Source organism: Janthinobacterium sp. GW823-FHT06H09 (assembly GCF_058794735.1).
Genome location: NZ_JBXAHC010000005.1, coordinates 240308 through 253256 on the forward strand (window position 1 = coordinate 240308; position 12949 = coordinate 253256).

The 12949-nt window shown below is 62.7% G+C and carries 13 protein-coding genes; 10 read left to right on the forward strand and 3 right to left on the reverse strand.

Annotated features, from left to right (window positions below):
- Window positions 1–95 precede the first annotated feature (95 nt).
- Window positions 96–1637, forward strand: a complete 1542-nt coding sequence (mmsA, locus tag AC1Q6X_RS10245; protein WP_070313117.1) for a multiple monosaccharide ABC transporter ATP-binding protein — start codon at window positions 96–98, stop codon at window positions 1635–1637.
- A complete protein-coding gene (gene mmsB / locus AC1Q6X_RS10250) occupies window positions 1627–2844 on the forward strand; it encodes a multiple monosaccharide ABC transporter permease (RefSeq protein ID WP_070313118.1) in 1218 nt (405 codons plus the stop codon). Before mmsA ends, mmsB begins: the two co-directional genes overlap by 11 nt.
- Before the next feature lie 81 nt (window positions 2845–2925).
- Here the strand turns inward: mmsB and AC1Q6X_RS10255 are convergent, their stop codons facing one another.
- The 3 genes from AC1Q6X_RS10255 to AC1Q6X_RS10265 form a co-directional block, all read right to left on the reverse strand.
- A complete protein-coding gene (locus AC1Q6X_RS10255) occupies window positions 2926–3441 on the reverse strand; it encodes a hypothetical protein (RefSeq protein WP_070218939.1) in 516 nt (171 codons plus the stop codon).
- Between the two features lie 120 nt (window positions 3442–3561).
- Window positions 3562–5193: an NAD(P)-binding protein gene (locus AC1Q6X_RS10260; protein ID WP_492496763.1), complete on the reverse strand. Its 1632-nt coding sequence runs from the start codon at window positions 5191–5193 to the stop codon at window positions 3562–3564.
- Window positions 5193–6704, reverse strand: coding sequence for a polyamine aminopropyltransferase (locus AC1Q6X_RS10265; protein WP_436498154.1), 1512 nt, complete (start codon window positions 6702–6704; stop codon window positions 5193–5195). Before AC1Q6X_RS10265 ends, AC1Q6X_RS10260 begins: the two co-directional genes overlap by 1 nt.
- Window positions 6705–6764: 60 nt before the next feature.
- Here AC1Q6X_RS10265 and AC1Q6X_RS10270 point away from each other — a divergent pair, with 60 nt between their 5' ends.
- The 8 genes from AC1Q6X_RS10270 to AC1Q6X_RS10305 all read left to right on the forward strand — a co-directional run bounded on the left by AC1Q6X_RS10270 (window position 6765) and on the right by AC1Q6X_RS10305 (window position 12928).
- Window positions 6765–7151 carry a DUF350 domain-containing protein gene (locus AC1Q6X_RS10270; protein ID WP_070288892.1) on the forward strand — a complete coding sequence of 129 codons (387 nt, stop codon included), beginning with the start codon at window positions 6765–6767 and terminating at the stop codon, window positions 7149–7151.
- A gap of 31 nt (window positions 7152–7182) precedes the next feature.
- Window positions 7183–8211: an SPFH domain-containing protein gene (locus AC1Q6X_RS10275; RefSeq protein ID WP_492496766.1), complete on the forward strand. Its 1029-nt coding sequence runs from the start codon at window positions 7183–7185 to the stop codon at window positions 8209–8211.
- Window positions 8212–8231: 20 nt separating this feature from the next.
- Complete coding sequence (locus AC1Q6X_RS10280; protein WP_492496768.1) at window positions 8232–9695, forward strand: DUF4178 domain-containing protein; 1464 nt, start codon at window positions 8232–8234, stop codon at window positions 9693–9695.
- Window positions 9692–9868, forward strand: coding sequence for a hypothetical protein (locus tag AC1Q6X_RS10285; RefSeq protein ID WP_175539277.1), 177 nt, complete (start codon window positions 9692–9694; stop codon window positions 9866–9868). The genes AC1Q6X_RS10280 and AC1Q6X_RS10285 overlap by 4 nt, the downstream gene beginning before the upstream one ends.
- A 2-nt stretch (window positions 9869–9870) precedes the next feature.
- Complete coding sequence (speD, locus tag AC1Q6X_RS10290) at window positions 9871–10236, forward strand: adenosylmethionine decarboxylase (protein WP_492402462.1); 366 nt, start codon at window positions 9871–9873, stop codon at window positions 10234–10236.
- Window positions 10237–10305: 69 nt separating this feature from the next.
- Window positions 10306–10860: a hypothetical protein gene (locus AC1Q6X_RS10295; protein WP_070218932.1), complete on the forward strand. Its 555-nt coding sequence runs from the start codon at window positions 10306–10308 to the stop codon at window positions 10858–10860.
- A gap of 275 nt (window positions 10861–11135) precedes the next feature.
- Window positions 11136–12200: a ribosome small subunit-dependent GTPase A gene (gene rsgA, locus AC1Q6X_RS10300; protein WP_492496770.1), complete on the forward strand. Its 1065-nt coding sequence runs from the start codon at window positions 11136–11138 to the stop codon at window positions 12198–12200.
- Window positions 12201–12376: 176 nt separating this feature from the next.
- Window positions 12377–12928: an HI_0983 family protein gene (locus AC1Q6X_RS10305; RefSeq protein ID WP_492496772.1), complete on the forward strand. Its 552-nt coding sequence runs from the start codon at window positions 12377–12379 to the stop codon at window positions 12926–12928.
- Window positions 12929–12949 lie beyond the last annotated feature (21 nt).

Consider the following 12949-nt stretch of genomic DNA (forward strand, 5'->3'; position numbering starts at 1 on the left):
GCCCGGCACTGCCGGGCCTTTCGCTTCACGCACGATCAAGAACAAGACTGCCGCACGACCGCTGCCCACCAGCGCGGCCGTGCCAGAGAGGTTATATGACGAACACTATCCTGGAAATGCGCGGGATACGCAAAACATTCCCGGGCGTCGTTGCGCTCGACAATGTCAACCTGCGGGTACGCAGCGGCGAGATCCACGCCATCGTCGGCGAAAACGGCGCCGGCAAATCGACCCTGATGAAAGTGCTGAGCGGCGTCTACGGCCATGGCAGCTATACGGGCGACATCGATTACCTGGGCCAGACGCGGCACTTCCGCGGCATCAAGGACAGCGAAGAAATCGGCATCATCATCATCCACCAGGAACTGGCGCTGGTGCCCCAGCTGTCGATCGCCGAGAATATCTTCCTCGGCAACGAGCCGGCCCGCATGGGCGTCATCGACTGGGAATACGCGCAAGCGAAGACGCGCGAACTGCTGCACAAAGTCGGCCTGAAGGAGTCTCCGGACACCCTGATCACCAACCTGGGCGTGGGCAAGCAGCAGCTGATCGAGATCGCCAAGGCGCTGTGCAAGGACGTCAAGCTGCTGATCCTCGACGAACCGACGGCCAGCCTGAACGAAAGCGACAGCGCGGCCCTGCTCGACCTGCTGCTGGGCCTGAAAGCCCAGGGCATCGCCTCGATCCTGATTTCGCACAAGCTCAATGAAATTTCACGGGTCGCCGACGCCATCACGGTGCTGCGCGACGGGAACACGGTCGACAGCTTCGACTGCCGCACGGAGCCCGTCAGCGAAGACCGCATCATCGAAAAAATGGTCGGGCGCGAAATGGCCGACCGCTATCCGCCGCGCACGCCCACCATCGGCGAGACCATTTTCGAGGTGCGCGACTGGCGCGTCTTCCATCCCGAGCATGCCGACCGCCCCGTCATCAAGGGCATCAATATGCACGCGAAAAAGGGCGAGATCATCGGCATCGCCGGCCTGATGGGCTCCGGGCGCACGGAACTGGCGATGAGCATTTTCGGGCGCGCCTACGGCCAGCGCATCAGCGGCACGGTGCTCAAGCATGGCCAGGAGATCGACGTCAGCACCATCGGCAAGGCGATCGCGCACGGCCTCGCGTATGTCACGGAAGACCGCAAGGGCCTGGGCCTGATCCTCGAGGAAGACATCCAGAAGAACACCAGCCTGGCCAACCTGGACGCGATTTCGCAGCACATGGTGATCGACGAGCAGCGTGAATTCGGCGTGGCCGAGGAGTTCCGCCGCAAGCTCAAGACCCGTTGCTCGAGCGTGGCGCAGAAGGTGGTCAACCTGTCCGGCGGCAACCAGCAGAAAGTGGTGCTGGCGAAGTGGCTGTTTTCGCGCCCCGACGTGCTGATCCTCGATGAACCGAGCCGCGGCATCGACGTGGGCGCCAAGTACGAGATCTACAGCATCATCAGCGAGCTGGCCGCCGAAGGCAAATGCATCATCATGATTTCCTCGGAAATGCCGGAACTGCTGGGCATGTGCGACCGGATCTATGTCATGAACGAAGGCCGCTTCGCGGCAGAACTGAGCGCGGCAGAAGCATCGCAGGAACGCATCATGCGCGCGATCGTTACACACGGAGAAAACAATGGACAATAAATTGACAGCAGGCGCGCCGGCAGCAGCAGCGCCAGCGGCCGCGCCGCAAGCGAAAAGCTATGCCGGCTTCCTGAAAAACAATATGCGCGACTACGGCATGCTGCTCTCGCTGATCGTCATCATGGGCTTCTTCCAGTACATGACGGACGGCACCCTGATGCAGCCGCTGAACCTGACGAACCTGGTGCTGCAGAACAGCTACATCGTCATCATGGCGCTGGGCATGCTGATGGTCATCGTGGCCGGCCATATCGATTTATCCGTCGGCTCGGTGGTCGGCTTCGTCGGCGCGCTGGCCGCCGTCCTGATCGTCAACTACCACATGCATTTTGTCGCCGCCAGCATCCTCTGCCTGCTGGCCGGCGCCGTCATCGGCGGCGCGCAAGGCTATTTCGTCGCCTTCTTTAAAATCCCGTCCTTCATCGTCACCCTGGCCGGCATGCTGGTGTTCAAGGGCCTGACCCTGGCGCTGCTGGCAGGCCAGTCGGTCGGTCCCTTCCCGGAAGGCTTCCAGATGCTCAGCTCCGGCTTCCTGCCCGACCCGTTCGGCGGCGAGAACCTGCGCGGCCTGTCGCTGCTGCTGGGCGTGATCGCCGCCGCGGCGCTGATCGTCACCTCGCTGCGCAGCCGCGCCAAGCAACTGAAACACGGCATGGAAAACGAGCCGCGCGCCTTCTTCCTGCTGAAAAACGCCATCTTCGCGGCCGTGATGGTGTATTTCAGCTACCTGCTGGCGTCGTACCGCGGCTTTCCCAACGTGCTGGCCGTGATGTCGCTGCTCATCGTCGCCTACACCTTCATCACCAACCGCACCGTGCTGGGCCGCCGCGTGTACGCCGTGGGCGGCAACGAAAAGGCGGCGCGCCTGTCGGGCATCAAGACGGAGCGGGTCAGCTTCTACACCTTCGTCAACATGGGCATGCTGGCCGCGCTGGCCGGCCTGATCTTCGCCGCGCGCCTGAACACGGCCACGCCGAAGGCGGGCACGGGCTTCGAGCTGGACGTGATCGCCGCCTGCTTCATCGGCGGCGCCTCCGCCTCGGGAGGCGTGGGCAAGGTGATGGGAGCCGTCATCGGCGCCTTCATCATGGGCGTGATGAACAACGGCATGTCCATCATGGGCATCGGCATCGATTACCAGCAGGTGATCAAGGGCCTGGTGCTGCTGGCGGCCGTGTTCATTGACGTGATTAATAAAAATAAATGAGAAGAACAAGGAAGCACAGGTTCGAGCCTTAGGGGGCTCTGGCCGGCGTTCGCGCCGGCCTTTTTTATTCCATTCACATCATCAATATGATTTCAGCAAGCCACCACGAAGCTTTCGCAACGAAAGATACCCACCACTGACCACGAAAACACCTTCCTCGTTCCTGATCTCGATATTGCCCTCATCCCAGCGCAGCAAGCGCGGCAAATTCTGCCGATAGATAACGATGCCAGTATGGCGCGCTTCCTCGACATAATGCATTTTTAACAGACGCACTTCTATTTCCCCAAGCATGCCAAGTCCATTATCCCGTACCTTGAATGCGGCCGGAAGGACGGCTATCAGCGAGAACAACGATCCTATCCCCGCCCCCAGCAATACCACCTCAAGTGGCGCCTTCGATTCACGATCCAGAGAAAAAAGATAAGTGATGGCTACCATGCATATCAGCAGGGTAACGATCCAGGAAGTTGCCTGGGCCTTGGATTGAAACAGCACAAAGTAGCGCCACTTTGCTAGCGGAAAGAAAATAGACGTGACACTACGGCGTATTTTTTCCATCCTGCCGTCCTCAAACCGATGCTTTGTCTGCTTCATTTTCGCTCCATTGTTAACACAAAAAGAAAGCTGTCCGCACAAGCGGTACAGCTATTTATTATGTTTTGGAAAAAAATGAAGAGGTTGACAGAAATCATCTAAGGCGACTTTTGCATCGCGTCAGACAGCCGCCAGCCGCGCCGCCCTATCCCCCCACCATGCCGCTTCCTCGAACACGGAAAAGCCCGACAAATCCGCATGCGCGAACAGGATGGCGCCGTCGTGTTCGCGCAAGGCCTTCAAGCCCGCGTTGCTGCGAAATCCCGGCAAGGGCGCCGCCATGGCGTGGCCGCGCACGGTGATGTCGACGCGCTCGACGCAGCTGGCAAAATCGCGTCCATACGCCGTCTTTAAATCGACGCTGGCCAGCGCCAGCAGTTCTTCGGGGCTGGCCACATCTAACCATTTGCGCGCTTGCTGCGGCGTGCGGTCGGACAGGGCCACGTAAGCGCTGAAGACGGTCTTCTCGGGCGGGCGCACGCGGATGTCCTGGTGGGTCGAGACAACGTAGCCGAGGCCCGGTTCCTGGTACACCACGTTGTCCCAGCACAGGGGCGCATGCGGCAGTTCGTCGGGAAAGCGTTTCAGTAGAAAATTCGCCACCAGCCACGGCGCATACGCGGGCGTATCGCGTTTCGCGTCGAAGCCATAGTCGGCGATGTTCTTCACCACGCGCGCCGCCACGTACAGCGGCATGGCGCAGATGGCCTTGCGCGCCTTGACCAGGTAGGTGCGCGGCTGGCCGTCGACCAGTTCCAGGCACAGCGCTTCCACGCCGTTGGCCGTCGTCGTGAGGGAAACCACCGTGCCCGCGTGGCGCCGGACCTTGGACGCCTGTTCCATGGCCGTGGCGACCGGTTGCATGCCGCCCGGCCAGGTCAGCCAGGCGCCATTGCCCGCATTGGCGGCCTGGCCCCAGCGGCTGCAGTAGTAATGCAGGCCGGCCCAGGCCGAGACCTGGTCGTAGCGCGTGCCGTAATCGTCGCGGCAGCAGTAATTCAGATACCAGTGCAGGGTGGGCGAGGTATAGCCTTCGCGCTCCATCCACTGCTTCAAGGTGATGGTGTCGAGCGCCTGCCAGGCCGGATCTTGCGACGACTCCACGGTAGGAAAGACAAACACGCGCTTGCCATCGTTGCCATGCGCCTGGCGCAAACGCCGCACCTCGGCAAAGAAGCGTTCATGCTGCGCCAGTTCCGCAGGCGACACGCCTTCGGTGGGAATGAAGCCGTCCTGCCAGTGGCCGTTGAACAGCAATCGCTCTTCCGGCGCGTGCAGGATGTAGCGCTCGTCGTAATATGGCTTTTCCGCCTGCGGATCGCGCTCGATGATGCCCAGGTCGAACAAAATCTCTCGCACATGGGTCGATTCGGGCGAAGGCAATGGCAGATAGTGGCCGCCGGTCGGATAGGCCAGGTCGCCGAAGTGGCCGCCGGCCGCGTTGCCATACGGCTGCGGGCCATCGATCATGAGAAAGTCCCCGTGCCCCAGCTTGTTCAGGCGCCAGGCGGCCGTCAGGCCCGCGATGCCGGAGCCGAGGATGGCCACGTCGGTCGTCAAGGTGCGTGCAGGCGGCGGCAGCGCCGTGCCCTCGCGCAGCAGCTTGCGCAAATAATGCCCCTCGCTGCGGCCCGGGTACAGCACCTTGGGCGTGATTTCCTGCCAGCGCAGATACGCGGCGATGCTGCCGATGCCAGCGGCTGCCGCCGCGGCGCCGCCGGCGGCCCACAGCATGAAGGAGCGGCGCTGCATCAGCGGATCACCCGGTTCCAGTCCTGCTCGAATTCATGCACGAGCGACTGGGTATTCAAGCGGTTCGGCGCCATGGGCAGCGGCTGCATGTCGGGCGGGAAGATGAACATCTCGCGCGTGGTGTCCGCATTCAGGTAGCGCATCGGCAGGCGGTATTGCGTCGGCGGTGCGTAGTCGAGCTGGGGCGAAGCAAGGATAAAACCCCATTCACCGAACGAGGGCACGTAGGCGTGGTAGGGCCAGGTGCGCATGCCCACTTCGCGCAGGGTCGAATTGATGGTCCAGTAGGCGTGCGGGGCAAAGAACGGCGACGTCGATTGCACCACCATCAAGCCCTTGGCCGCCAGGTGCTTTTTCACCAGGTCGTAGAACGGCACCGAATACAGTTTGCCGAGCGCGAAGCTGGACGGATCGGGGAAATCGACGATGGCCGCGTCGAACATGTCGCCGTTGTTGCGCAGCCAGACGGCGGCATCGGCATTGACGACGGTGACGCGCTTGTCCGAGAACGAGTTGTTATTTAACTTTGCCAGTTCCGGGCGCGTGGTAAACGCGGCCGTCATGGCAGGATCGAGGTCGACCACGGTGACGTGTTCGATCTGTGGATAACGGAGGATTTCGCGCAGCGCCAGGCCATCGCCGCCGCCCAGCACCAGCACGCGGCGCGCCCACGGCAGCGCTTCGAGCACGGGGTGCACGAGCGCCTCGTGGTAGCGGTACTCGTCGCGCGAGGAAAACTGCAGGTTGCCGTTGATGTAGAGCCGCGTATCGTCCTTCCAGCGCGTGATCACCAGGCGCTGGTAGGGCGTGGTGGTGGAATACACGATCTGGTCGCCGAACAGGCCGTGCTCGCCCCAGGCCACCATGCGGTCGGACATGGCAAAGCCGGCGACCAGCACCAGCATCACGGCGCAGGCGCGCAGGAAGCGCCCCGTGAGGTTCTTCAGCTCCGCGCGGAACACGTAAATCGTCCACAGGCCCACGCCCACATTGAGCATGCCGAACAAAAAGCCCGTGCGCACCAGGCCCAGGTAGGGCGACAGCACCAGCGGGAACAGCAGGGAGACGGCCAGCGCACCCAGGTAATCGAAGGTGAGCACGCGGCTGACCAGTTCGGAAAACTCCGTCTGGCGCGAATTCAGGGCGCGCATCACCAGCGGCACTTCCATGCCGACCAGTGCGCCGATCAGGAACACCATCACATACAATAAGGTGCGAAATGGCGCGGCCATCCACGAGAACGTCATGAACAGGATGGCGGCCGACAAGCCGCCGATCAGGCCCACGGCCAGCTCGATGTCGACGAAGCGCGAGAGCACGTCGTCGTCCCGCACATACTTGGAAAAGTGGGCGCCCACCCCCATGGCAAACAGATAGCAGCCGATGATGGTCGAAAACTGCAGGATGGAATCGCCGAGCAGGTAGCTGGACATGGCGCCGGCGATCAGTTCATACGCGAGGCCGCAGGAGGCGACCACGAAGACGGACAAAATCAGAATCTTTTTGTTCATTGGACTTTTTTTTGTTCTAATATGCGTTGACGTTATCAAATACTCATTGCGAGGAAAGCCGTGCCCGCCATCCTAAACTATCTGATCCATCTTATACTGGCCGCCGCGCTGCTGATTGCCTTTTTTATCATCTACACGCGCGTCACGCCGTATAACGAAGTGCTGCTGATCCGACAGGGCAACCAGGCGGCGGCCCTGTCGCTGGGCGGCGCGCTGCTGGGCTTTTCCGCCACCATCGCCTCGTCCCTGATGCACACGGCCGACTACCAGCAATTCTTCGCCTGGGCCTTTGGCGCCATGGTGGTGCAATTGCTCGCCTATGTGGTCACCACGCGCCTGCTGCGCATGTCGAAGGATCAGATCGAATCGAACAACAGCGCCTTCGGCGGCCTGCTGGGCGCCATTTCGCTGTCGATCGGCGCCATCAACGCCGCCTGCATTTCCTGACACCGCTTTATCTTATTCAAGGACATCCATCATGAGCCTCGGCAGCTTTATCAAGAAGCAGTTTATCGACGTACTGCAGTGGAACGAAGAGACGGAAGGCGTGCTGGCCTGGCGCTTCCCCATGCAGGATTTCGAGATCCAGAACGGCGCCATCCTGAATGTGCGCGAATCGCAGGTCGCCGTCTTCGTCAATGAAGGCAAGATCGCCGACGTCTTCGGTCCCGGCACGCACAAGCTGACGACGCAAACGTTACCGTTGCTGACCAACCTGAAAAACTGGGACAAGCTGTTCGATTCGCCGTTCAAGTCGGACGTGTATTACTTCAGCACGCGCGTGCAGACCGGCCGCAAGTGGGGCACGCCGCAGCCGATCACCATCCGCGACAAGGATTTCGACATGATCCGCGTGCGCGCCTTCGGCATGTATTCGTACCGCATCGCCGACGCCCGCACCTTCTTCACCGAGATCAGCGGCACGCGCGAAGTCTATACGCGCGACGAGGTGGAAGATCAGTTGCGCGGCATTCTGATGTCGAGCATGGCCAGCTCGCTGGGCGGCGCGAATGTTCCCTTCCTCGACATGGCGGCCAACCAGGCGCTGATGGCGCAAGAGGTCAAGGATGGCCTGACGCAGGCGTTTGCCCGCTACGGCGTGGGCCTCGATGAATTCAACGTAGCCAGCATCAGCCTGCCCGAGGAATTGCAGGCGGCGCTCGACGAGCGTATTTCCGCCGGCATGAAGGGCGGCCTGGGCGCCGACAAGATGAGCGGCTACACCAAATTCCAGGTAGCCAACGCGATCCCGCTGACGGCGCAGAACGAGGGCGGCATGGCCGGCATCGGCGCGGGCATCGGCGCCGGGCTGTCGATCGGCCAGGTGATGGCGCAAAGCATGGGCGGTGCGCTGCAGCAGCCCACTCCGGCGGCGCCACCCGCACCCGCGGAAGAACCGGTTGAGGCGCGCCTGGAAAAACTCAAGGGTTTACTGGACAAGGGACTCATTTCGCCCGCCGACTACGATGGCGCCAAGGCTGAACTGCTGAAAAAACTGATCGGCTGATTAGGGCGAAATACGACTGCATGCAAACTGTTTCCTGTCCCAGCTGCGGCGCGGAAGTGCATTTCCGCTCGCACGCTTCCGTGCTCGCCGTGTGCGAGTACTGCCACAGCACCATCCTCAAGGACGCCGATGCCGTCAGGGACGTGGGCAAGATGTCGGCCGTCCTGGAAGACTATTCACCAATCCAGATCGGCACGGCCGGCGTGCACGACGGCGTGCACTTCACCGTCGTCGGGCGCATCCAGCAGCGCTACAGCGCCGGCACGTGGAACGAGTGGTATCTGCTGTTCGACGACGCCAGCACCGCGTGGCTGGGCGACTCGTCCGGCCTGTACACGCTGACGCGCGAGCGCGGCACGCAGGATGCCCTGCCCGCCTTTGGCGAGCTGGCGCCGGGCAGGCGCTACACGATCTGCGGCGAACCGTACACGGCCGCCGAGATCCGCAGCGCCGAATGCATCGCCGGCCAGGGCGAGCTGCCCTTCAAGGTGGGCGCCGGCTGGCGCATCCAGGTGGCGGACTTCCGCAACTACGCGAGCTTCGTCACGCTCGACTACACGGATGGCCCGCAACCGGTCGTCTACCAGGGCGTCGCCGTCACCCTGGACAGTTTGCAATGCCAGCTGCTGCGCGACGACGAGGCCATCGCCAAAAGCGCCGGCAAGTACCGCGGCAAGCTCGATGCGCTCGACTGCCCCTCCTGCGGCAGCGGCATCCAGTACGTCCCTGGCGCCGCGGCGCAGCTCGTGTGTCCCGCCTGCCACGCGCAGCTCGACGCCAGCGGCCCGGAAGCGCAGGTGCTGGCCATCGGCAAGCAGGTGCACGACAACGCCGACATCACGCTGGAACTGGGCGCCAGCGCGAAGATCAGCAATGTGGATTTCACGGTGATCGGCATGATGCGCCGCGCCGACGACGAGGGCAGCGAGTGGAACGAATACCTGCTGTACAACGCGCGCGCCGGCTTCTTCTGGCTGGTGGAAACGGACGAGGGCTGGTCGCGCTCGAACGTGCTGCCGAACTGGCCCAGCTGGGCCTCGCTGGACGCCGCCAGCTGCACGCTCGATGGCGCCACCTACCGCAAACTGTATGACTACGGCTCGCAGGTCGTGTATGCGGCCGGCGCCTTCAACTGGAAGGTGGCCGTCGGCGACAGCACGCGCGTCTATGAATTCGAGCAGGGACAGACCAAGCTGGCGGCGGAACTCACGGGCGAGGAAATGACCTGGTCGCGCTCCGTGCCCGTCGCCTATGACCAGATGGCCGCCTGGTTCGGCGCCGCCTTCCATGGCACCATCAAAACGGCGAATATCCAGCTCAGTCACCGCGGCATCGCCAAGGTCTTCATCGTCATCGTGCTGGTCTTGAATGCGATCCCCATGTTCGTGTCGTTCTCCAGCACCTTGATGTGGAGTTTGCTGGGCTGCCTGGCGCTGTTCCTGCCCGCCGTTTTCCTCGACAAGAATGCAAAGAATCCCCCATGAGTAAATACGTGATCTACGCCCTGATGGTGACCTTCAGTGTCACGGCCGCCAACTGGGTGCGCATGTTCAAGGTGGCCGGCAGCGGCAGCAGCGGCGGCAGCAGCTGGAGTTCGCGCACGGGCAGCGGCGGCGGCAGCTATGGCGGCGGCTCCAGCGGCGGCAGCCACAAATAAGCATGGCGTCCGCACCGCATCTGCCCCTGGGCATCCATCTGCTGGCCGACCTGTCGGGCATCGCCCCGGAACGCCTGCGCGATTGCGCCGCGCTCGAAGGCCTGCTGCGCGAGGCGGCCGTCGCGGCCGGTGCGCAGGTACTGCACGGCCATTTCCACAGCTTTGGCCCGGGCCAGGGCGTCACGGGAGTGCTGCTGCTGGCCGAGTCGCACATCTCGCTGCATACCTGGCCCGAAGTGGGCTTTGCTGCCGTCGACATCTTCATGTGCGGCGCGGCCCGGCCGCAGCTGGCGCTGGACATCATCCAGGCGGCGCTGCAACCGGCGCATTGCCAGCTGCAGTCCGTGCGGCGCGCCCCGCCCGGGTAGGCCTGGCGTCGCTGGTGGATCGCGCGGGGATCGCTTACACTGTCGGCTGATCCCCCAACCGTGACTCCCATGCGCCGTTCCGCCCTCCTTGCCCTGCCCCTGCTGCTGCTGGTTTCCGCCTGCGATGACTACACGGCGCCCAGCCTGTACCAGGCCACCACGCCCGAGTGCAAGACGTGGACGGATGGCTCGCGTTTCGAACTGCCGCGCGGTATCAGCATCTACGCCACGCCGCCTGTCACCTTGAAGGAAGGCGGCACGGAGCTGGCGCTGATTTTTACCTTGCCCGTCGGCACCCAAGCCAGTTTTACGCGCCTGTCCTTCCTGCTGGAAGAACCGAAAAAGCCGCCTTTCGCGGAAGCCAAGATACTCACCATTTACCAGCGCGGCATGAACCAGAAGGCGGAGATCGTCGACGTCATCGAGCAGTTGCCCATCATGTTTGCCGCCGTCGGCAACAGCAAGGAAACCCAGTGGCGCTTGCGCCTGCAACTGCCGCGCCAGCTGCCGCAGCGCTTTGATCTGTCCATGCCCGACATGCTCGTCGGCGGCAAGCGCTACCCGGTACGCACGTTTACGTACCGCTATTTCCCCGAGCGTCAGGCTTACGGCATGTGCAGCTGAGCCACACCGTCCATTGACGGCAGTGCGTGCCGCTGGCACACTGGCGTTTTCCATCACACAACAGGAGTAGACAACATGCGCCATTCGGATACTGCCGTGCTGTCGGCTGCCTGATCACTGTATTTCCCGGCTAAGCCCCTTAGCCCGCAATTCCCCATACGCGTGATCGCGTAGCCGACTTCCCCTTCTTTCGTGCCAGTCATCGCGACTGGCGGTGCCTGCACGCGCAGGCTATACGTCCGCACGCGGACGACAGAATTTGGAATCACGCTACCATGATCGCATTCGATTTTGCGCAACTACGCCTTATCGGGCTGCAGCAGGCTATCGCCGGCGCGGCCACCCAACTCAACTTATCTTCCACCACCGCGCAGCTGATGCGCGTGAGCGCCGTGCACCGCGACAGCATCGGCGTGCACGACGGCAGCCTGGAACAGCCGGCGCAGATCCTGCCACGCCTGCTGCACGCGCTGCTGGAACACGACACCATCCTTGCTGTCGGCGACTGGATCGCCGCCGAACCCGATCTTCACGGCACGCTGTGGATAACGGCGTACTTATCCCCAGTCACGCAGATCGCGCGGCGCGGCAATGACGGCCGGCGCCAGGTGCTGGCCAGCAATGTCGACACGGCCCTGCTGGTGATGGGACTCGATGAGGATTTTAATCCGCGCCGCCTGGAGCGTTACCTGACCATCGTGCTGGCGGCCCAGGTCAGCCCCGTGGTGGTGCTGAGCAAGGCCGACGTGGCCGACGACGTGCCGGGCAAGCTGGCGCTGCTGAAACAGCGCCTGCCGCCCCACGTGCCGCTGTTCGCCATCGATACGCGCCACGCGTATGACGTGGCCATCCTGGAACCCTGGCTGGGTGCCGGCCAGACCCTGGTACTGCTCGGCTCATCGGGCGCGGGAAAGTCCAGCCTGACCAATACCTTGTGCGCGGCGGATCAAGCGACCAACGGCGTGCGCCACGGCGACGGCCGCGGCCGGCACACGACAACGGCCCGCTCGCTGCACCTGTGTGCGGATGGCGCCTGCATCATCGACACGCCGGGCTTGCGCAGCTGGCGCGCCGACGCCGATGCGCAGACCCTGGCGGCCACGTTCGACGACATCGCGGCGCTTGCCGCAACGTGCCAGTTCCGCGATTGCCAGCATGCCAGCGAACCCGGTTGCCAGGTGCGTGGCGCCGTCGACGGGGACCGCCTGCGCAACTATCACAAGCTGCTGCGCGACGCGCGCCGCAGCGAGGAGACGCCGCTCGAGCGCATTGCCGCGCGCGCCAAGTGGAAAGTGACGATGAAGGCCTTCAGGCAACGTGACAAGGATGGAATGGCGTGAACAGCCGAGCCGCAGCCAGGATGCTGGAATATATCAAAGTTGCAATTGAGAAATATGCAAGGTATAGTCAAATGCACTACCAACAGAGATGCCCCGCACGCAATGCGCGCGGTCCGCCAACCATGACATGAGGATGCACTGTGTTCAAGGGAAAAACCGTTTTACTACTGAGTACATTGTCAGCTTGCCTGTTCGCCAGCAGCTCGCTGTTCGCGCAGAAGCTGATCGTGCCGCAAGAGATTCACCATGCCGACAAAGTCTACACGCTGGTGTTTACCGCGCCGCAGGGTCGCAACAGCAAACGGGCCTTGTATGAATATACGACGAATGGCGAAGCGGTGGAAAAATGGAGCAGCCTGATTACCATACTCTACGAAGGCCATTCCAAGACCGATCCCTTGGACTTCTCGGCCGCCCTGCTCAAGTCGCTGGCAGCCACCAAGCCGGAACCCATTTCCTCCGTCACTGTCGAGAACGGCCACGTGCTGATGCGGTCGGTATATGAACCGGATGCGGCCAACCCCGTGTATGAATCGAACGTCAGCAAGAGCTTTCATGGCGCTGCCGCCTGTGGTGGCCTGCTGCAGTTTCAATATGCGGTAAAGACACCGGCGGGCGCGGACCAGTCAGCGGCGGGCAGGCAGGCTAGCCTGAAGCTGGTCAATGAGGGCAATGCCAGCCTGGCTGCCCAGTTGCGCGATAGCGCCTGGCAGCCAAGCTGCGAATAAGCCAAGCGGCTGAAGCATAAA

What these genes read in the sequence shown, in the direction of transcription:
- mmsA (WP_070313117.1), top strand. Translation starts at nt 96, where the DNA reads ATGACGAACACTATCCTGGAAATGCGCGGGATACGCAAAACATTCCCG.
- mmsB (WP_070313118.1), top strand. Translation starts at nt 1,627, where the DNA reads ATGGACAATAAATTGACAGCAGGCGCGCCGGCAGCAGCAGCGCCAGCG.
- AC1Q6X_RS10255 (WP_070218939.1), bottom strand. Translation starts at nt 3,441, where the DNA reads ATGAAGCAGACAAAGCATCGGTTTGAGGACGGCAGGATGGAAAAAATA.
- AC1Q6X_RS10260 (WP_492496763.1), bottom strand. Translation starts at nt 5,193, where the DNA reads ATGCAGCGCCGCTCCTTCATGCTGTGGGCCGCCGGCGGCGCCGCGGCG.
- AC1Q6X_RS10265 (WP_436498154.1), bottom strand. Translation starts at nt 6,704, where the DNA reads ATGAACAAAAAGATTCTGATTTTGTCCGTCTTCGTGGTCGCCTCCTGC.
- AC1Q6X_RS10275 (WP_492496766.1), top strand. Translation starts at nt 7,183, where the DNA reads ATGAGCCTCGGCAGCTTTATCAAGAAGCAGTTTATCGACGTACTGCAG.
- AC1Q6X_RS10280 (WP_492496768.1), top strand. Translation starts at nt 8,232, where the DNA reads ATGCAAACTGTTTCCTGTCCCAGCTGCGGCGCGGAAGTGCATTTCCGC.
- AC1Q6X_RS10285 (WP_175539277.1), top strand. Translation starts at nt 9,692, where the DNA reads ATGAGTAAATACGTGATCTACGCCCTGATGGTGACCTTCAGTGTCACG.
- speD (WP_492402462.1), top strand. Translation starts at nt 9,871, where the DNA reads ATGGCGTCCGCACCGCATCTGCCCCTGGGCATCCATCTGCTGGCCGAC.
- AC1Q6X_RS10295 (WP_070218932.1), top strand. Translation starts at nt 10,306, where the DNA reads ATGCGCCGTTCCGCCCTCCTTGCCCTGCCCCTGCTGCTGCTGGTTTCC.
- rsgA (WP_492496770.1), top strand. Translation starts at nt 11,136, where the DNA reads ATGATCGCATTCGATTTTGCGCAACTACGCCTTATCGGGCTGCAGCAG.